The 18,539-nt window shown below is 70.7% G+C and carries 16 protein-coding genes; 13 read left to right on the top strand and 3 right to left on the bottom strand.

What is annotated here, in order from left to right; all coding sequences use genetic code 11:
- Nucleotides 1–104: 104 nt before the first annotated feature.
- Entirely contained in the window at nt 105–884 is a 780-nt protein-coding gene (map, locus tag ACZ7OO_RS37750) for a type I methionyl aminopeptidase (protein WP_471511987.1), read from the bottom strand.
- 44 nt (nt 885–928) lie between these two features.
- Between map and ACZ7OO_RS37745 the strand changes: the two genes are divergently transcribed.
- The 9 genes from ACZ7OO_RS37745 (at nt 929) to ACZ7OO_RS37705 (ending at nt 11,829) form a co-directional block, all read left to right on the top strand.
- Nucleotides 929–1,180, top strand: coding sequence for a helix-turn-helix domain-containing protein (locus tag ACZ7OO_RS37745; RefSeq protein ID WP_352224271.1), 252 nt, complete (start codon nt 929–931; stop codon nt 1,178–1,180).
- A 126-nt stretch (nt 1,181–1,306) separates the two neighbouring features.
- Nucleotides 1,307–2,734 (top strand): hypothetical protein, encoded by a 1,428-nt coding sequence (locus ACZ7OO_RS37740; protein WP_471511986.1) that lies wholly within the window; start codon nt 1,307–1,309, stop codon nt 2,732–2,734.
- A 136-nt stretch (nt 2,735–2,870) separates the two neighbouring features.
- On the top strand, nt 2,871–3,713 hold the full coding sequence (locus ACZ7OO_RS37735; protein WP_471511985.1) for a nitrilase-related carbon-nitrogen hydrolase: 843 nt from the start codon (nt 2,871–2,873) through the stop codon (nt 3,711–3,713).
- The gene (locus tag ACZ7OO_RS37730; RefSeq protein ID WP_471511984.1) at nt 3,710–4,993 is read left to right on the top strand and encodes an aspartate aminotransferase family protein; all 1,284 of its coding nucleotides are present in this window, start codon (nt 3,710–3,712) and stop codon (nt 4,991–4,993) included. The genes ACZ7OO_RS37735 and ACZ7OO_RS37730 overlap by 4 nt, the downstream gene beginning before the upstream one ends.
- Nucleotides 4,994–5,118: 125 nt before the next feature.
- Nucleotides 5,119–6,702, top strand: a complete 1,584-nt coding sequence (locus ACZ7OO_RS37725; RefSeq protein WP_471511983.1) for a PucR family transcriptional regulator — start codon at nt 5,119–5,121, stop codon at nt 6,700–6,702.
- Between the two features lie 155 nt (nt 6,703–6,857).
- Nucleotides 6,858–7,700, top strand: coding sequence for a nitrilase-related carbon-nitrogen hydrolase (locus ACZ7OO_RS37720; RefSeq protein ID WP_471511982.1), 843 nt, complete (start codon nt 6,858–6,860; stop codon nt 7,698–7,700).
- A 34-nt stretch (nt 7,701–7,734) separates the two neighbouring features.
- Nucleotides 7,735–9,138: a dihydropyrimidinase gene (hydA, locus tag ACZ7OO_RS37715; RefSeq protein WP_471511981.1), complete on the top strand. Its 1,404-nt coding sequence runs from the start codon at nt 7,735–7,737 to the stop codon at nt 9,136–9,138.
- Between the two features lie 11 nt (nt 9,139–9,149).
- The gene (locus tag ACZ7OO_RS37710) at nt 9,150–10,172 is read left to right on the top strand and encodes a TIGR03842 family LLM class F420-dependent oxidoreductase (RefSeq protein ID WP_471511980.1); all 1,023 of its coding nucleotides are present in this window, start codon (nt 9,150–9,152) and stop codon (nt 10,170–10,172) included.
- 136 nt (nt 10,173–10,308) lie between these two features.
- Nucleotides 10,309–11,829, top strand: coding sequence for an NCS1 family nucleobase:cation symporter-1 (locus ACZ7OO_RS37705; protein ID WP_471511979.1), 1,521 nt, complete (start codon nt 10,309–10,311; stop codon nt 11,827–11,829).
- Between the two features lie 25 nt (nt 11,830–11,854).
- Here the strand turns inward: ACZ7OO_RS37705 and ACZ7OO_RS37700 are convergent, their stop codons facing one another.
- Together ACZ7OO_RS37700 and ACZ7OO_RS37695 are read right to left on the bottom strand one after the other, a co-directional pair.
- Nucleotides 11,855–12,535 (bottom strand): hypothetical protein, encoded by a 681-nt coding sequence (locus ACZ7OO_RS37700; protein ID WP_471511978.1) that lies wholly within the window; start codon nt 12,533–12,535, stop codon nt 11,855–11,857.
- Nucleotides 12,536–12,771: 236 nt separating this feature from the next.
- On the bottom strand, nt 12,772–13,050 hold the full coding sequence (locus ACZ7OO_RS37695) for a GlsB/YeaQ/YmgE family stress response membrane protein (protein WP_352224261.1): 279 nt from the start codon (nt 13,048–13,050) through the stop codon (nt 12,772–12,774).
- A gap of 241 nt (nt 13,051–13,291) precedes the next feature.
- Here ACZ7OO_RS37695 and ACZ7OO_RS37690 point away from each other — a divergent pair, with 241 nt between their 5' ends.
- From ACZ7OO_RS37690 to ACZ7OO_RS37675, 4 genes are all read left to right on the top strand, one after another.
- Nucleotides 13,292–13,654, top strand: coding sequence for an ArsR/SmtB family transcription factor (locus ACZ7OO_RS37690; RefSeq protein ID WP_471511977.1), 363 nt, complete (start codon nt 13,292–13,294; stop codon nt 13,652–13,654).
- Nucleotides 13,655–13,903: 249 nt separating this feature from the next.
- A complete protein-coding gene (locus ACZ7OO_RS37685) occupies nt 13,904–15,607 on the top strand; it encodes an LCP family protein (RefSeq protein ID WP_471511976.1) in 1,704 nt (567 codons plus the stop codon).
- Between the two features lie 102 nt (nt 15,608–15,709).
- Nucleotides 15,710–17,533, top strand: coding sequence for a gamma-glutamyltransferase family protein (locus ACZ7OO_RS37680; RefSeq protein WP_471511975.1), 1,824 nt, complete (start codon nt 15,710–15,712; stop codon nt 17,531–17,533).
- A gap of 150 nt (nt 17,534–17,683) precedes the next feature.
- Nucleotides 17,684–18,532, top strand: a complete 849-nt coding sequence (locus tag ACZ7OO_RS37675) for an inositol monophosphatase family protein (protein WP_471511974.1) — start codon at nt 17,684–17,686, stop codon at nt 18,530–18,532.
- Nucleotides 18,533–18,539 lie beyond the last annotated feature (7 nt).

The raw sequence follows: 18,539 nt of genomic DNA, 5'->3' as shown, positions 1-18,539 counted from the left end.
CAAGACCCGCGTTGCCGTGGCGCCGGGCGCGGACCGGCGAAGGCAGACTGATCTTCGCTCGGTCCGTGCCACCCGGCCGCGCGGGCCGGCGCCGCCAACCTGTGTCAGTTCTCCTGGTTCCGTGCCGTGAGGATCCGCGGCCCCGCCTCCGTGATCGCCACCGTGTGTTCCACGTGGGCCGCGCGGGAACCGTCGTTCGTGCGCAGGGTCCAGCCGTCGGGAGCCTCGTGGTAGCCGTCCCGGCCGCTGCCGATCAGCATGGGCTCGATCGCGAGGGCCATCCCGTGCCTGAGGGGGAGACCGCGGCCGGGACGGCCCTCGTTCGGCACGTCCGGGTCCTCGTGCATACGGCGGCCCACACCGTGCCCGCCGAAGCCCTGCGGGATGCCGTACCCGCCCTCGCGGCAGACCCTGCCCACGGCGTGCGCGATGTCGCCGACGCGGTTGCCGACGACCGCCGCCGCGATGCCCGCCGCCAGGGCCCGCTCGGCCGTCTCGATGAGCCGTACGTCCGCCGGACGCGCCCTGCCGACCGTGAAGCTGATCGCCGAGTCGCCGACCCAGCCGTCGAGTTCGGCGCCGCAGTCGATGGAGACCAGGTCGCCGTCGCGCAGCCGGTAGGAGGTCGGGATGCCGTGCACGATCGCGTCGTTGATCGAGGCGCAGATGACGGCGGGGAACGGGGTGGTCGCGAACGAGGGCCGGTAGCCGAGGAAGGGGGAGGAGGCCCCGGCCGCCCGCAGCACCTCCCGCGCCACCTCGTCCAGCTCGAGGAGGGAGACGCCGACGTCGGCGGCCTCCCGTACGGCCGTCAGGGCCCGGCCGAGGACCTGGCCCGCCTCGTACATCGCGTCGATCGATACGTCTGTCTTGAGTTCCACCATGCCAATTAATATACCGGTTTTCTCGACCGGGTTAGAATGACGGCATGGTGCGCACCCCTCTCACCCCGGAAGAGCGTGAACGCGGCGAGCGGCTCGGGCAGATGCTGCGCGAGGCGCGCGGCGGCCGGAGCATGACCGAGGTGGCGGCCGAGGCCGGTATCTCGGCCGAGACGCTCCGCAAGATCGAGACCGGCCGGGCCCCGACACCCGCCTTCTTCACCGTCGCCGCGCTGGCCCGCGCGCTCGGCCTGTCGATGGACGAACTGGTGGCCCGCTGCGCCCTTGCCGTGGTGTGACGCGCATCGGTCAAGATCCCGTAATGAGAGCTCTGCGCGCCCACTGAAAACTCCCCGTAGCAGCCCCGTAACACAACTGGTGTTGCCTACGGAGCCGGAGTGTTCCGGTCGGGCGGGAGTGGAGCGATGACTGTGGATCATCTCCCCGGCCGGGTGCGGGAGTTCGCGAACTACCTCAACGGCCTGCTGGCACGCCTGGACCAGGGCGCCGGCTGGTGCGCGGTGTTCTGGCAGCGCGACCCCGACGGCATGCAGGCCTGCCTCGGCGGGCGGGAGGTCCCGCCCTGGGACGTCATGGAGGCGCTTCTCCAGGATCTCGCGGCCGCCTACGGCCCCGAGGCCGCCGCCCGTGCGGCCGACCAGGCCCGGCAGCTGCACACCAGCGCCCTCGCCGCGTACGATGCCCGGCCGGGCGCCCGGGAGGACCTGAGCGACCGCCTCGACGTCATGCTCCGTGAACAGCGCTACGCCGCCGAGCGGCTGGCCCAGCTCGGCCACGCGCTTGACTCCGCACGCTCCCGTGAGGAGGCCGAGTCCCTCGGTATCGACCTCGCCTGGGCCCGCGACGACCACGAACGGGCCTCCGCCCGGTGCGCCGAACTCCGGGCCCGGATGGGGAGGATGGAGCAGCAGGCCGAGCTGGGACCACTGCCCCCCGGCCCGGCCGCCCAACCGGCGGCGACCGTGCCCGTGTCCGTGTCCGCGACCGGCACCCCGACGCACGGCCGCTTGAGCGGGTTCACGCCCGACGACGCAGCAGCCGCGCCGGCTCCCGTCCCGGAGCCGCCCGAAGCCCCGGAGGCCGCCCCCGCTCCCGCCCCCACCAAGCAGCGCAAGCGGCGGCGGGGCAGCGCCCGGTTCGCCGGGATGGCGGAGGACGAGGCCGCGCCCACCGCCGTACCGCAGACGCCGGAGGTGGCCGTACCCGCGGCTCCCGGTGGCCGTGACACCCCCCGCGGGGCCCGGTTCGCCGGGGCCGCCGAGGCGCCGGTGCGGCCGGAGCCGGTTGCGGAGCAGGCCGACGAGGAGGCGGGACGGGCCGTGACGGGGGCCGTGCAGCGGCTCGAACGGCTGCGTGCCGAGGGCCGCACCGGCGAGGCGCACGCACTCCTGGCCGAGGCCGCTCGGTGGCCCGCCGCCCGGTTCCCCCTGCTCGCGGAAGCCCTTCAGCGGACCGGGCTCGGCGCCGACTGGGCCACGCTGCTGTGGGAGGCCGCCTGGCTGCCGCCCGACCGGCTGGTGGCGGCCGCCGACGCCCTGACCGCCGCGGGCCGGACCGCCGACGGCCGGCAGATCCTCCGCCAGGGCATCGCCCGCCCCGCCACCGAGATCGGCGAGGCCGTCCTCGCCCTGGACACGGCGGGCCGCCACCGCGAGGCCCGGGCCCTGCTGGACGCCTACGTCGAGGTCAGGAGCCCGGAAGAGGCGGCGCACAGCGCGGAACCCGACCCGCACCGACTGGTTCCGCTGCTCCTCGGCGCGGCCCAGGCGATCTCGGACCAACGCCACTGGGACCTGCTGCACGCCCTGCGGGTGGCGGGCCTCAGTTCCTGACGGACGCGCGAATTGGCCCCGCATCCGCCAGCCAGGTAAGAAACGAGATCGACTCGGCGGCTTAACGACGATGGTCTTGGCAAGGACTCCGAGGAGGCTTACTTTCGACCCTCTACGGGCGTAGAAGGAGCAGCTCATGGCCAACGTCGTACGCGCCGCTCTGGTCCAGGCCACCTGGACCGGCGACACCGAGTCCATGGTGGCGAAACACGAGGTGTACGCCCGCGAGGCGGCCCGCCAGGGTGCGAAGATCATCGGATTTCAGGAAGTCTTCAACGCCCCCTACTTCTGCCAGGTCCAGGAACCCGAGCACTACCGCTGGGCCGAGCCGGTCCCGGACGGCCCCACGGTCCGTCGTATGCAGGAGCTGGCCCGCGAGACCGGCATGGTGATCGTCGTCCCGGTCTTCGAGGTCGAGCAGTCCGGCTTCTACTACAACACCGCCGTCGTGATCGACGCCGACGGCAGCGTCCTCGGCAAGTACCGCAAGCACCACATCCCCCAGGTCAAGGGGTTCTGGGAGAAGTACTACTTCAAGCCCGGCAACGTCGGCTGGCCGGTCTTCGACACCGCCGTCGGCAAGGTCGGCGTGTACATCTGCTACGACCGCCACTTCCCGGAGGGCTGGCGGCAACTCGGTCTCAACGGAGCCCAGTTGGTCTTCAACCCGTCGGCCACCTCGCGCGGCCTTTCGGCCTACCTCTGGCAACTGGAGCAGCCCGCGGCCGCCGTCGCCAACGAGTACTTCGTCGCGGCCATCAACCGGGTGGGCCAGGAGGATTACGGGGACAACGACTTCTACGGCACGAGCTATTTCGTCGATCCACGTGGGCAGTTCGTGGGGGAGGTCGCGAGCGACAAGAGCGAGGAACTCGTCGTCCGTGACCTCGACTTCGACCTCATCGAAGAAGTACGGCAGCAGTGGGCCTTCTACCGCGACCGCCGTCCCGACGCCTACGAAGGGCTGGTACAGCCGTGAACGACCTCTTCGCCCGCCACCGCCAGGTCCTGCCCGACTGGCTGGCCCTCTACTACGACGAGCCCCTCGAGATCACCCACGGCGAGGGCCGCCATGTCTGGGACGCCGACGGCAACCGCTACCTCGACTTCTTCGGCGGCATCCTCACCACCATGACCGCGCACGCGCTCCCCGAGGTGACGAAGGCGGTGAGCGAGCAGGCCGGCCGGATCATCCACTCCTCCACGCTCTACCTCAACCGCCCCATGGTCGAACTGGCCGAGCGCGTCGCCCACCTTAGCGGCATCCCGGACGCCCGGGTGTTCTTCACCACCTCCGGCACCGAGGCCAACGACACCGCCCTGCTGCTCGCGACGACATACCGCCGGACCAACACGATCCTGGCGATGCGCAACAGCTACCACGGCCGCTCCTTCAGCGCCGTCGGCATCACCGGCAACAAGGGCTGGTCCCCGACCTCCCTCTCACCGCTCCAGACGCTGTACGTCCACGGCGGCGTCCGCACCCGCGGCCCGTTCGCCGAGCTGAACGACCGTGACTTCATCGCGGCCTGCGTCGACGACCTTCGCGACCTCCTCGGTCACACCCGCCCGCCGGCCGCGCTGATCGCCGAGCCCATCCAGGGCGTCGGCGGCTTCACCTCCCCGCCCGACGGGCTGTACGCGGCCTTCCGCAAGGTCCTCCAGGAGCAGGGCATCCTCTGGATCGCCGACGAGGTGCAGACCGGCTGGGGCCGCACCGGCGAGCACTTCTGGGGCTGGCAGGCGCACGCCCAGAGCGGCCCGCCGGACATCGTCACCTTCGCCAAGGGCATCGGCAACGGCATGTCCATCGGCGGGGTGATCGCCCGCTCCGAGATCATGAACTGCCTGGACTCCAACAGCATCTCGACGTTCGGCGGCACCCAGATCACCATGGCGGCGGGCCTCGCCAACCTGTCGTACCTCCTGGACCACGACCTCCAGGGCAACGCCCGCCGGGTGGGAGGCCTCCTCATCGAACGCCTCCGCGCCGTCGCCGCCCAGCTGCCCGGTGTACGGGAGGTCCGGGGTCGCGGCCTGATGATCGGCGTCGAACTGGTCAAACCCGGCACGGACGAGGCCGACCCGAAGTCCGCGTCGACGGTCCTGGAGGCGGCGCGCGAGGCCGGTCTCCTGATCGGCAAGGGCGGCGGCCACAACACGAGCGCGCTGCGTATCGCGCCCCCGCTGTCCCTGACGGTGGCAGAGGCGGAAGAGGGCGCGACGATCCTGGAACAGGCGCTGAGGAGCGCTTACTAGGGAGTTCCTGTGAGCAGGGGTCCCTGGTAGATGCCCCGCACTGGAGCGCCCCGTAAGGGGCGCGGCCAGCCCCCGCCGGACCGCAGGCTACGAACGCACAGAACCCAACCAAGGGACCACGCAAGATGACCGCCACTTGGGATCCCCCCACCACCACGGACAGCCCCATACTGTCGGTCCGTCAGGTGCTCTCCCTGGAACGGGTCCTGGCCGGCGACCCCGAGGTGGTCGCCGGCGCCGCGCACCTCGACCGCCCCGTCCGCTGGGTGCACGTCGCCGAGGCCCCCGACGTCGGCGTCATGCTCACCGGCGGCGAGATGGTCCTCACCACCGGCGTTTTGCTGGCAGGCGACGCGCACAAGCAGGCCGAATACATCCAGTCCCTGCACCGGGCCGAGGCCGCCGCGGTCGTCCTCGGCCTCGGCCGCGCCTTCCCGTCCCCACCCGACGCCATGCGCCGCGCGGCGGACCGCTGCGGCCTCCCCCTGGTGGTCCTGCACCGTCCCTTCCCCTTCGCCGAACTGACCGAGGAGGTCCAGTCCCGGCTCGTACGGCGGAAGTTCGCCGCCGTCAGCCTCTCCGAGTCGGTCCGCACCGCCCTCACCGGCCTCATCACCGCCGGCGCCCCCCTGCAACGCCTCCTCGACGAGGTCGCCGTGCACAGCGCCTGCCCGGTCGTCGTCACCAACCTCGCGCACCGGGTCCTCGCCACCGCGGGGGAGCGGTCGGCCGTGGACGACGTGCTGCGCGACTGGGAGCGCATCGCCCGACAGGCCGGCGGCGGCGAGGGCGACGGCTGGATCCGCGCTGAGCTGGGCGGCCGAGGGGAGCGCTGGGGTCAGATCATGCTCTGCGGATACCGCGGCGACAGCGCCACCGGGCGGCTGCTCGCCGACCGCGGCGCCGAGGCCCTCGTCCTGCACCGCATGCTCGGCGGCGGCTCCGCCCACAGCTGGGAGGAGCAGTCCGCGCAGAGCCTGCTCACCGACCTGGTCTCCGGAGTCGTACCGGCACGGCAGCTGCTGCCCAGGGCGCGGGCGGCCGGACTGCCGGTCAACCGCCGGACTTTTGTCCCTCTTGTCGTACGGGACGCCGAACCGGTCCAACTGGACAGAGTCCTGCGCCTGTTGGGGCTGCCCGGACTTGTCGCCGAGCTCGCCGAAGGCGTCACCGCCGTCCTGCTCAGCCTCGCCCGCGACCAGGATGCCGACGCCCTCGCCACGCACTTCGCCGTCCGGCTGCACGGCGAGTCCGCGGAGCCGCAGACGGTGGTCGCCGCAGCGGGCCCCCGTATCGCCTGGGACGATGTGCCCGCCGGCCTCCGCGAGGCCCAGCACGTGGCCGACGCGGTCGCCGACTCCTCGGCCGTCCTCGACCTGCCGCCCGTCGTACGGCTCAGGGACGTACACCTGCGGGGCCTGGTCCGGCTGCTCCGGGACGACCCGCACGTCCAGGCCTTCGCCGAGCGCGAGCTGGACGGGCTGCTGTGTCCGGTCGGTACCGACCAGGACCTCCTTGGCGTCCTGCGGACGTATCTCGCCACCGGGCGCAACAAGTCCCGCACCGCCCAGCTGCACCATGTCTCGCGGCCCGCGCTGTACCGCCGCCTGGAGGCGATACAGGCCCGGCTCGGCGTCGACCTCGACGATTTCGAACAGGCGGCCTCCGTGCACATCGCCCTCCTCGCACATGACGCGCAACAGGGGTGAAACATGCGACGACCTGGGAAAACGGCGGTGAAACATGAGCCGACGACCACGTGACACGGTGACACGCGGAACGCCCGCAGACGTGACACGCTGGCACTCAAAGCCTGCTTTCGGACTTTCTAGGCTCCTCGCACACCGAGCGACCGGAGGTCCCGATGAGCCGAGTGATTCGTGCCGCCCTGTTCCAGACCGCCTGGACCGGCGACAAGGAGTCGATGATCCAGGTCCACGAGCAGGCGGCCCGCGACGCGGCCGCGCAGGGCGCCCAGGTCCTGTGCTTCCAGGAACTGTTCTACGGACCCTACTTCTGCCAGGTCCAGGACAAGGCGTTCTACGAGTACGCCGAGCAGGTACCGGACGGCCCGGTCGTCCAGCGCTTCCAGGCCCTCGCCCGGGAGCTGGGCATCGTCCTGATCCTGCCGGTGTACGAGGAGGAGCAGCCCGGCGTCCTCTACAACACCGCGGCCGTGATCGACGCGGACGGCTCGTACCTCGGCAAGTACCGCAAGCACCACATCCCCCAAGTTCCGGGATTCTGGGAGAAGTTCTACTTCCGTCCGGGGAACGCCGGCTGGCCGGTCTTCGAGACCGCTGTCGGGAAGATCGGCGTGTACATCTGCTACGACCGGCACTTCCCGGAGGGCTGGCGGGCGTTGGGCCTCGGCGGTGCGGAGATCGTCTTCAACCCGTCGGCCACCTCACGCGGACTCTCCCGCTACCTCTGGCAGTTGGAGCAGCCGGCGGCGGCCGTGGCCAACGAGTACTTCGTCGGCGCGATCAACCGGGTCGGCGTGGAAGAGCTGGGCGACAACGACTTCTACGGGACCTCGTACTTCGTGGACCCGGAGGGCCAGTTCGCGGGGGAGGTGGCCTCCGACAAGGAGACCGAACTCGTCGTCCGCGACCTGGACCTGGCCAAGCTGCGCGAGGTCCGCGACCGCTGGCAGTTCTTCCGGGACCGCCGCCCGGACGCGTACGCCCCGATCACCGCCCCGTAACCACACCAGTGTCGAGCACGGCAGGAGAGGGAGAATGAGCAGCCGTACCGTCATCCGCGGCGGTCTCGTCATCACCGCGTCCGACGAGATCCACGCCGACGTCCTGATCGAGGACGGCCGTATCGCCGCCCTCGCCGCCTCCGCAACCCCCGCCGCCGAGGCCTTCACCGCCGAGCGGACCATCGACGCCACCGGCAGGTACGTCATCCCGGGCGGTGTCGACGCCCACACCCATATGGAGCTGCCGTTCGGCGGCACCTTCGCCTCCGACACCTTCGAGACCGGCACCCGGGCCGCCGCCTGGGGCGGTACGACGACGATCGTCGACTTCGCGGTGCAGAGCGTCGGACACGGTCTGCGCGAGGGGCTCGACGCCTGGCACGCCAAGGCCGAGGGCAACTGCGCGATCGACTACGGCTTCCACATGATCGTCTCCGATGTGAACCAGGAGACGCTCAAGGAGATGGACCTGCTCGTCGAGGAGGGGGTCACCTCCTTCAAGCAGTTCATGGCCTACCCCGGCGTCTTCTACTCCGACGACGGCCAGATCCTGCGCGCCATGCAGCGCTCTGCCGAGAACGGCGGCCTGATCATGATGCACGCCGAGAACGGCATCGCCATCGACGTGCTGGTGGAGCAGGCGCTGGCCCGCGGCGAGACCGACCCCCGCTATCACGGGGAGGTCCGCAAGGCCCTGCTCGAAGCCGAGGCCACCCACCGGGCCATCAGGCTCGCGCAGGTCGCCGGAGCGCCCCTGTACGTCGTACACGTCTCGGCCATGGAGGCAGTGGCCGAGCTGGCGCGGGCGCGTGACGAGGGGCTGCCCGTCTTCGGCGAGACCTGCCCGCAGTATCTGTTCCTGTCGACGGACAACCTCGCCGAGCCAGACTTCGAGGGCTCGAAGTACGTGTGCTCGACCCCGTTGCGCCCCAAGGAGCACCAGGCCAAGCTCTGGCAGGGCCTTCGGACCAACGACCTCCAGGTGGTCTCCACCGACCACTGCCCCTTCTGCTTCGTGGGCCAGAAGGAGCTGGGCCGCGGGGACTTCTCGAAGATCCCCAACGGCCTGCCCGGTGTCGAGAACCGGATGGACCTGCTCCACCAGGCCGTCGTCGACGGGCACATCTCGCGCCGCCGCTGGATCGAGATCGCCTGCGCCAACCCGGCCCGGATGTTCGGGATGTATCCGAAGAAGGGCACCATCACCCCGGGTGCCGACGCCGACGTCGTCATCTACGACCCGCATGCCGAGCAGGTCGTCTCCGCCGAGACCCACCACATGAACGTCGACTACTCGGCGTACGAGGGAAAGCGGCTCACCGGCCGGGTCGAGACGGTCCTCTCGCGCGGCGAACCCGTCATCACCGAGCGGGAGTACACCGGCCACGCCGGGCACGGCGTCTACACCCCGCGCTCCACCTGTCAGTACCTCAACTAGGAGTGGCGCCCATGGACTTCGGACTCGTCCTGCAGACCGACCCGCCGGCCTCCAAGGTCATCAGCCTGATGAAGCGGGCCGAACGCAACGGCTTCTCGTACGGCTGGACCTTCGACTCCGCCGTGCTCTGGCAGGAGCCGTTCGTGATCTACAGCCAGATCCTCGCCAACACCACGAAGTTGAGGGTCGGGCCGATGGTCACCAACCCGGGCACCCGCACCTGGGAGGTCACCGCCTCCACCTTCGCCACCCTCAACGACATGTTCGGCAACCGCACCGTCTGCGGTATCGGCCGCGGCGACTCCGCGATGCGGGTGGCCGGACGCAAGCCCAACACCCTCGCCCGGATCAGCGAGGCCATGAAGGTCATCCGCGCCCTCGGCAGCGGGGGCGAGGCCGACCTGGGCGACGGCACGGCGATCAGGTTCCCTTGGATCAAGCCGGACGCCCATCTCCCCGTCTGGATGGCCGCGTACGGGCCCAAGGCTCTGAAGATGACCGGTGAGGAGGCCGACGGATTCATCCTCCAGCTCTCCGACCTCTACCTCACCGAGTACATGGTCAAGGCGGTGAAGGACGCGGCGGCCGCCGCCGGACGCGACCCGTCCGAGGTGACCATCTGCGTCGCCGCCCCCGCCTATGTCACCGAGGACGACTCGCCCGAGGCCCTGGCGCACGCCCGCGACCAGTGCCGCTGGTTCGGCGGCATGGTCGGCAACCACGTGGCCGACCTGGTCGCCAAGTACGGCGAGCACTCCGCCCAGGTCCCCGATGAACTCACCGACTACATCAAGTCCCGCCAGGGGTACGACTATTCGCACCACGGGCGCAGCGGCAACCCCGACACCGAGTTCGTACCCGACGAGATCGTCGACCGGTTCTGCGTCATCGGACCGGCGGAGAAGCACATCGAGAAGCTGAACGCGCTGCGCGAGCTGGGCGTCGACCAGTTCGCCGTCTACGACATGCACGACGCGCAGGAAGCCACCATCGACGCGTACGGGAGCAAGGTCATCCCGGCCGTCAACGGCTGACCTCCGCACCACAGTTGATCTCCCCCTTTTCGCCGTCCCGGGAAGGGGTCCCCCCGCACACCCCCCGCTCGCATCCCCCCTCGACGCCACCCGCACGGCCTTTCTCCCGTCCCGTCTCCTCCCGATTGGCCTGCCCATGACCGACACCGCTCCCACGGCCATACCGCCGTCCGGCCAAGTCACCACCTCCGACGGGCGCGTCGAGCTCACCCCGGGCTCCCCGCCGCCGACCGGTCCGTACGCCAACGAGGACCTGCTGCCGGTCCCCGTCGAGAAGCGCATCTGGACCACGTACAACTTCTCCGCGCTCTGGGTCGGCATGGCCCACAATACGGCGTCCTGGACCCTGGCCTCCGGACTGATCGCGGTCGGCATGGACTGGAAACAGGCCGTGTTCACCATCGCCCTGGCCAACCTGATCGTCCTCGTCCCGATGCTGCTCACCGGACACGCCGGACCGAAGTACGGCATTCCCTTCCCGGTCTTCGCCCGTGCCAGCTTCGGCGTGCGCGGCGCCAACCTGCCCGCTGTCGTAAGGGCGTTGGTGGCGTGCGGCTGGTTCGGTATCCAGACCTGGATCGGCGGCGAGGCCATCTACTTCCTCGCCGGCAAGCTGATCGGCGACAGTTGGGCGAACGCCTCGCACATCGGCGGCTACGCCTGGACCATGTGGCTGTCGTTCGCGATCTTCTGGGTGCTCCAGGTCGCCATCATCTACCGCGGCATGGAGACCATCCGGCGCTTCGAGAACTGGGCCGCGCCCTTCGTGATCGTCGGCGCGGTCGTGATGCTGGTCTGGATGAGCAACAAGGCCGGCGGTCTCGGCCCGCTCTTCGACCAGCCCTCCAAGCTCGGCTGGGGCGGTGACTTCTGGAAGCTGTTCTGGCCCTCGTTGATGGGAATGATCGGCTTCTGGTCCACTCTGAGCCTGAACATCCCTGACTTCACCCGGTACGGCAGGAGCCAGAAGGCGCAGACCTGGGGCCAGGCCCTCGGCCTGCCGACCACGATGACCCTGTTCGCTTTCCTCTCGGTCCTGGTGACCTCCGGTTCCCAGGCCGTGTACGGCGAGCCGATCTGGGACCCGGTCCAGCTGGCCGCGAAGACGGACAACGTGGTCGGACTGCTCTACGCCCTGGTCACCGTCCTCGTCGCGACCCTGTCCGTGAACATCGCGGCCAACCTGGTGTCACCGTCGTTCGACTTCTCCAACATCGCGCCCCGGAAGATCAGTTTCCGCACCGGCGCCCTGATCACCTGCGTGCTCGGTGTGCTGATCTTCCCGTGGAAGCTGTACTCCGACCCGCAGGGCTACATCTTCACCTGGCTCGGCCTGGTCGGCGGTCTGCTCGGCACGGTCGCCGGCATCCTCATCGCCGACTACTGGCTGCTGCGCCGCACCCGCCTCGACCTGGCCGACCTGTACCGTACGGGCGGCCGCTACTGGTACGACGGCGGCTGGAACTGGCGGGCGGTCGTCGCCTTCCTCGTCGGCGGCATCCTCGCCATCGGCGGCGCCAGCTTCAAACCGCTGATCGACGGCCGCCCGATCCCGGCCCTGTCCTCGCTCGCCGACTACGGCTGGGCGGTCGGCCTCGGCACGTCCCTGATGCTCTACCTGGGGCTGACCCTGCTGACAGGGTCCAAGGAGGCCTGAGCGCGAAGGGCGGCCGGGGCCGTGGCTACTGGCTGCCCTTCAGCGCGGTCACCGCGTTCTTCGCCGCCTTGATGGCGCCCTTGTTGATCACGTCCGTGTCCGGCGCCTTCTTGGTCTCGAAGTCGCTGCCGTTGTACGTGATGACCACCAGCGCGTTGGAGACCTGGGCCATCACCACGCCCTCACGGGTCTGCTGCTTGTCCTCGGTGGTGAGGTTCACGACGGAGTAGCCGCTGTCGCCGAGGCCCGGCACGGCACCGCCGCCGCTCTTCTCCGCGACCCGGTCCTTGTACTCCTTCGCCGCCGCCGCGTCCGTGTCCATGATCTCGAAGGAGACGTCGAGCCAGCGGTAGTCGTACCCCTTCAGCGCGTTCCAGGAGCAGGTACGGCGCAGCTTGGTGTCCGTGGAGGGGATCTCCTTGCCGGCCGTCTTGGCGCCCGGCACCAGCGACTTGATGGTGGCCACGGGGATGCTGCCGCAGGGCGCGGGCGCGGCAGCGTACGTCTTCGTGGCCGCCGTCGACGTCGCGGACGACGACGGGGCGTCGCTCGCCGACTGGCCGGCCGTCTGCTGGGTCGGGGTGTCACCGGAGGCGGTGGCGGACGTCTTGTCCGGACCCGACGCCATCGCCCAGCCCGCACAGGCGAGCACGGCGACCGGCGTCAGGCGCGCGGTGAGGGCGAGTGGCAGTGGTAGAGAACGCAAGTCGCACTTCTCGTGGGGGACGGTGTGCCGAGGTGTCCACACTGCGGACGGGACGCCAGTGTCACACGAGTCCCTGTGGGGTGGAAGCGGAATCGTTGCCTTGCCTGTGCGGCAGGCGTTCACGCCCTGTTGACAGGGTCCGCGGGCCGTCCCCGTACATCCGGAATGTCGTGTGGCCGCGGTCCCGGTACTTCCGGAATGTCGTGACTGCATCCGGCACCGGAAGGTGACCGGAGTCACCGCCGGGCGCGCTCGCGCGAGTTGCCGAACAGCAGCCGGTAGGCGATGAGGAGGACCAGGGAACCGGCGATCGCGGCGCCCCAGGTGTAGAGGTCGAAGAACTGCTTCTCCACCGGGCGGTCGAGGAAGCGGGCGGAGAGCCAGCCGCCGACGAAGGCGCCCGCGATACCGATGAGGGTGGTGCCGATCAGGCCGCCCGGGTCGCGGCCGGGCAGCAGGACCTTGGCGATGGCTCCGGCGAGGAGGCCGAGGATGATCCAGCTGATGATGCCCACGTTCGTTGTCCTCCCGGTACGGGGTGGTGCCTTGCTGAGTTGCCTTGTTGCGCAAGCTTAGGAACGGCGGCGGGTGCCGGAGGCGCCTGACGCCGAGCCGTCGATGATCTGTCACCCGCTCATGACAATGCGGGGAACAGACACGTGGAGGACATTGCGGGGAGGCCGTACCGGGTCCGGTGATCGCGCGCCTACACTGAGTGCGCTTCTGTGCGGCGACTGTGAGGGGAGGGAGCGGGCTGTGGAGGAGGACTTCGGTGGCTTCACGGACCCCTCCGACGGGGTGCTGACGGAGGCGGCCGCGGTGTTCGGGCTGCTCGCATCGCCGGCCCGGCTGCACCTCATGTGGGCGCTGTCCCAGAGCGAGAGCGATGTGACGTGCCTCGCCGACCGGGTCGGCGGCGCCCTGCCCGCGGTCAGCCAGCACCTGGCCAAGCTCAAGCTCGCCGGTCTGGTGCGGTCCCGCCGGGAGGGGCGGCGGCAGATCTACTATGTGGACGATCCGGACATCGTGACCGTGGTGCGGGTGACCGTCGGCCAGCTCACCGCGCGCTCGCACCAAGTCCCCGCGCCGGTGCGCCGGTTGCGCGAGGCCGGGATCTGAGGGCGCCGGGACGGACCGGGACGCGGCCCTGACGGCGGAGGCGTCTTCGGGGTTCCACGGGCGTGCCCGGGCGTTTCCATGAGATCACTCACCTGTGAAATCGGATGGGGTCTGTGCTGCCAGGGCTGTGGGTTTGTTAGATTGCGCAATCACGCAACCCAAGTGGGCCCACCTCACGCCTGCCCGTACGCCGCCGAGTACGGGACGACCGTACTGTTCCCGGGCCCGACCCGTTCATGGGAGTGGAACATGACCGACCCGTGGGACGGCCCCGGGGTCCAGGCCACGCGGAGCCGCACCGACCGGGTGCCCGGACAGCGCGGTGCCCTGCCTGACGGGACACGCTCGACCGCCGGCCGGGCCGCGGCCCGGCAGGCGGCCAGATCCCGCGGCGGCAGGGGAGGCCGACGGGCCAAGCCGGCGGGCCGCGGCAAACGGGTGCTGAAGATCATCGGCCTGTGCACGTCCGTCCTGCTCCTGGTCACGGCCGGCGCGGGCTGGTGGTTCTACCAGCACCTGAACGGCAACATCAACAGCGTCTCCCTCGACGGCAAGGGCGGCACCGAGAAGGCCGACGCGTTCGGCCGCACCCCGATCAACATCCTGGTGATCGGCTCGGACGGCCGTACCAGCTCCGAGGACTGCAAACTCGGCGGCGGCTGCAAGACCACCGGGGTACAGACCGGCAACGGCAACGCGGACGTGGAGATGGTCGTCCACATATCCGCCGACCGCTCCAACGCCACGGTCATGAGCATCCCCCGCGACACCATGGTCAACGTGCCCGCCTGCAAGGACAGTGCGAGCGGACAGTCCACCTCCGGCTACTACGGCCAGGTCAACAGCGCCCTCGAGTACGGGCCCTCCTGCCAGGTCGACACCGTCCACCAGCTCACCGGCATCCCCATCGACCACTTCGTCAAGCTGGACTTCTCGGGCGTGGTCAAGATGTCCGACGCGGTCGGCGGTGTCTCCGTGTGCGTCAGCTCCGACGTGTACGACACCTACTCGCACCTCAAGCTGTCCAAGGGCACCCACACTCTCAAGGGCGAGGCCGCGCTGGAGTTCGTCCGCTCCCGGCACGGCTTCGGCGACGGCAGCGACCTCGGCCGTACCGTCTCCCAGCACATCTTCCTCAGCGCGATGATCCGCAAGTTCAAGAGCGCGGGCACGCTCACCGACCCCACCGCGGTCTACAACCTCGCGGACGCCGCCACCAAGGCGCTCACCGTGGACGACGGCCTCGGCAGCGTGAACAAGCTGATCTCCCTGGCGGCCGACGTGAACAAGGTCCCCACCAAGCGGATGACCTTCACCACCATGCAGACCGCCCCCGACCCGACCAACAGCAACCGCGTGGTGGTGGGCGACGGAGCCAAGGACCTGTTCGCCACCATGGCCAACGACCAGTCGCTGACTACCAGTTCGGGCAAGAAGTCGTCGGCCGCCTCGGCCACCGCGAAGCCGACGGCCACCGCCGCGGCCGTACCCGCCGCCCAGATCGCCGTGACCGTCGAGAACGGCACCGACATCACGGGCCGCGCCTCCGCGATCGCGACCTCGCTGATCTCGCAGGGCTTCAGCACCAGTACGACCACGGCCAACGCGCCGAGCTCCGCGACCACGACCACCGTGACCTACGGCAGCGGCGACAAGGCCAAGGCACAGACCGTCGCCAAGGCCCTGGACGTGCCCAGCTCGCACATCAAGCAGGGCACCGGCACCGGCGTGACCCTGGTCATCGGCAGCGACTGGACGTCCGGCACCAGCTACCCGGCCAGTTCCGGCGACACCAAGGCCGCCGTCTCCAACGCCAACGCCTCGACCGCCAACGACTCCAAGACCTGCGCCAAGGTCAGCACCTACAAGACGGTCAGCCTCAACGGGGTCGCGATGACACCGGCCCAGGCGTACGCGGCGGCGCGCAGCAAGCCCGACTCGGACGCGGGGTAGGACGAGGAGGAGCAGGGCGAGCGGTGGGGTTCGCGTGACGGCGACCGGGAAACGATGTAGCCGCCAGGCGGTCGGCCGGTCACGCGAGCAGCGAGGTGAGAGATGCAGTTCACCACCCGTCCCACTCTCCAGGGCACCTTCGGCATGGTGTCGTCCACCCACTGGCTGGCCTCCCAGTCGGCGATGGCGGTCCTGGAGAACGGCGGCAACGCCTACGACGCGGCCGTCGCGGGCGCGTTCGTCCTGCACGTGGTCGAACCGCACCTCAACGGGCCCGCCGGCGAGGTGCCGATCCTGCTCGCTCCGGCCGGCGGCGGGGTGCGCGTGCTGTGCGGGCAGGGCGTGGCCCCGGCCGGTGCCACGGTCGCCCACTACCGGGGGCTCGGCCTGGACCTGGTCCCCGGCACCGGCCCGCTGGCCGCGGCAGTCCCCGGCGCCTTCGACGCCTGGCTGCTCCTGCTGCGCGACCATGGCACCAAGCCGCTCGACGAGATCCTCGCGTACGCCATCGGGTACGCCGAGCACGGGCACCCGCCCGTGGAGAACTTCGGCGCGACCGTGGCGAGCGTACGGGAGCTGTTCGAGACCGAGTGGACCTCCTCGGCGGAGCTGTACCTGCCCGGCGGCCGTGAGCCCAGGCCCGGTGAGCTGTTCCGGAACCCCGCCCTCGCCGCCACCTGGAAGCGGCTGCTCGCCGAGACCGCGGATACCGGGGACCGGGAGGCGCGGATCGACGCGGCCCGCGAGGTGTGGCGCACCGGCTTCATCGCCGAGGCCCTGGTCCGGCAGGCCGCCCGCCCCACCATGGACACCAGCGGCGAACGGCACACCGGCACCCTCACCGCCGCCGACCTGGCCGGCTGGTCCGCGAGCTACGAGACCCCGGTGTCGTACGAATGGAACGGCTGGACGGTGTGCAAGGCGGGCCCCTGGAGCCAGGGCCCGGCCTTCCTCCAGCAGCTCGCCCTGCTGCCGCCCGAACTGTCCGAGCTGCCCGGGTATGGCTCCGCCGACTACGTGCACCTCCTGATCGAGGGCTGCAAGCTCGCCATGGCCGACCGCGAGGCCTGGTACGGGGACGCGGCCGAGGTGCCCCTGGCCGAACTGCTCTCGGACGCGTACAACGCCGGGCGGCGGGGCCTGATCGGCGCCAGGGCCTCCGCGGAGCTGCGGCCCGGCAGCCCCGGCGGACGGGCGCCCCGGCTGCCCGGGTACGCGCGCGTGGAGACCCGGCCGGACAGCGCCTTCGACCCGCTGGGCGCCGGTGAGCCGACCGTCGCGCAGATCCCGGGGGACCCGCAGGTCGCCGCCGACGGCACCACCCGGGGCGACACCTGCCACCTGGACGTCGTCGACCGCTGGGGCAACATGATCGCGGCCACCCCCAGCGGCGGCTGGCTCCAGTCCAACCCCGTCGTTCCCGAGCTGGGCTTCCCGCTGGGTACCCGGCTCCAGATGGCCTGGCTGGAGGAGGGCCTGCCGAACTCCCTCACACCTGGCCGCCGCCCCCGCACCACGCTCACGCCGTCGATCGCACTGCGCGACGGGGTCCCGGTGCTGGCCTTCGGTACGCCCGGCGGCGACCAGCAGGACCAGTGGCAGCTGCACTTCTTCCTTGCCGTCGCGCTGGGCGGCGAGGTTCGCGGCAGCCTCGACCTCCAGGGCGCGATCGACGCCCCGAACTGGCACAACGACAGCTTCCCCAGCTCCTTCCACCCGCGCGGGCGCCGCCCCGGAAGCGTGACCGTCGAGTCCGGGACGGACCCCGGGGTGGTGGAGGAACTGCGGCGGCGCGGCCATGACGTGACGGTCGGGCCCGGCTGGTCGGAGGGGCGGCTGTGCGCGGTGGCGCGGGACCCGGAGACCGGGGTGCTGTCGGCGGGAGCGAACCCGCGCGGGATGCAGGGGTATGCGGTGGGACGGTGACCGTCGGGGCGGAGCGCGGAACACGGTGATCTCACGGCGGGCTGAGCAGTCGGTGACCTCCTCGTCACCAGGTCCGCCTGTTCGTCCGGATTCCATGCGCCGTACATCTAGGCGGCGGGGATTGTCAGCGACGCGTGCTCTCATGGAGGCATGATCGAAGCAACGGAGACCATCGACGAGTTTCTCCTTCAGCACGCCGGTGACGTCGAGGACGCCATCCGCAAGGCCGCCCGGACCGAGATCCTGCCCCGCTGGCGCCGGCTCGCCGACCACGAGGTCGACCAGAAGAGCGGGCCGCACGACCTGGTGACGGACGCCGACCGGCTCGCCGAGAGGTACCTCACCGGGGCGCTCGGCGCCCTGCTGCCGGGCTCCGTCGTGGTCGGCGAAGAGGCGGTGCACGCGGACCCGGAGACCTACGAGGCGATCCAGGGCGACGCGCCGGTGTGGATAGTCGACCCGGTCGACGGCACCCGCCAGTTCGTCCGCGGCGAGGACGGCTTCTGCACCCTGGTCGCGCTCGCCCACCGGGGCGTCCTGCTCGCCTCCTGGACCTACGCCCCGGCCCGTGACCAACTCGCCACGGCGGTACGGGGGAAGGGCGCCTTCCTCGACGGCGTACGGCTGCACGCCGGGCCGCCCGCGGAGGGCCGGGACCTCCGGATAGCCACCTCTCACCCGGACTACACGACCGACGCACAGAAGCGTGCGCTGTTCGCCCTGTGGGTCGACGGTGTCGCACCGCGCGCCTGCGGCTCGGCGGGCCTGGAGTATCTCGCCGTCGCCCGGGGTGAGTTGGACGCGACGGCATTCTCCTGGGAGGCCGCCTGGGACCATGCGGCCGGGTTGCTGCTGGTCGAGGAGGCGGGCGGCGCCCACCTCACACTCGCCGGCGAGCCCTTCCGGATCACCGGTGACAACGCCCTGCCGTTCACCGCGGCCCGCGACGCGGCCACCGCCCACCGCGTGGTGGACCTGCTGCTGAACCCGCACTGGTAACCCCGGA

It is taken from the genome of Streptomyces sp. NPDC111744 (assembly GCF_055634995.1).
Note: the sequence above shows the minus strand (reverse complement) of the source record. Positions and strands in the feature narration are given on the sequence as shown.

Bases quoted from the DNA above. Each gene is read 5' to 3' on its own strand.
- map (WP_471511987.1), bottom strand. From the start codon at position 884: ATGGTGGAACTCAAGACAGACGTATCGATCGACGCGATGTACGAGGCG.
- ACZ7OO_RS37745 (WP_352224271.1), top strand. From the start codon at position 929: ATGGTGCGCACCCCTCTCACCCCGGAAGAGCGTGAACGCGGCGAGCGG.
- ACZ7OO_RS37740 (WP_471511986.1), top strand. From the start codon at position 1,307: ATGACTGTGGATCATCTCCCCGGCCGGGTGCGGGAGTTCGCGAACTAC.
- ACZ7OO_RS37735 (WP_471511985.1), top strand. From the start codon at position 2,871: ATGGCCAACGTCGTACGCGCCGCTCTGGTCCAGGCCACCTGGACCGGC.
- ACZ7OO_RS37725 (WP_471511983.1), top strand. From the start codon at position 5,119: ATGACCGCCACTTGGGATCCCCCCACCACCACGGACAGCCCCATACTG.
- ACZ7OO_RS37720 (WP_471511982.1), top strand. From the start codon at position 6,858: ATGAGCCGAGTGATTCGTGCCGCCCTGTTCCAGACCGCCTGGACCGGC.
- hydA (WP_471511981.1), top strand. From the start codon at position 7,735: ATGAGCAGCCGTACCGTCATCCGCGGCGGTCTCGTCATCACCGCGTCC.
- ACZ7OO_RS37710 (WP_471511980.1), top strand. From the start codon at position 9,150: ATGGACTTCGGACTCGTCCTGCAGACCGACCCGCCGGCCTCCAAGGTC.
- ACZ7OO_RS37705 (WP_471511979.1), top strand. From the start codon at position 10,309: ATGACCGACACCGCTCCCACGGCCATACCGCCGTCCGGCCAAGTCACC.
- ACZ7OO_RS37685 (WP_471511976.1), top strand. From the start codon at position 13,904: ATGACCGACCCGTGGGACGGCCCCGGGGTCCAGGCCACGCGGAGCCGC.
- ACZ7OO_RS37680 (WP_471511975.1), top strand. From the start codon at position 15,710: ATGCAGTTCACCACCCGTCCCACTCTCCAGGGCACCTTCGGCATGGTG.
- ACZ7OO_RS37675 (WP_471511974.1), top strand. From the start codon at position 17,684: ATGATCGAAGCAACGGAGACCATCGACGAGTTTCTCCTTCAGCACGCC.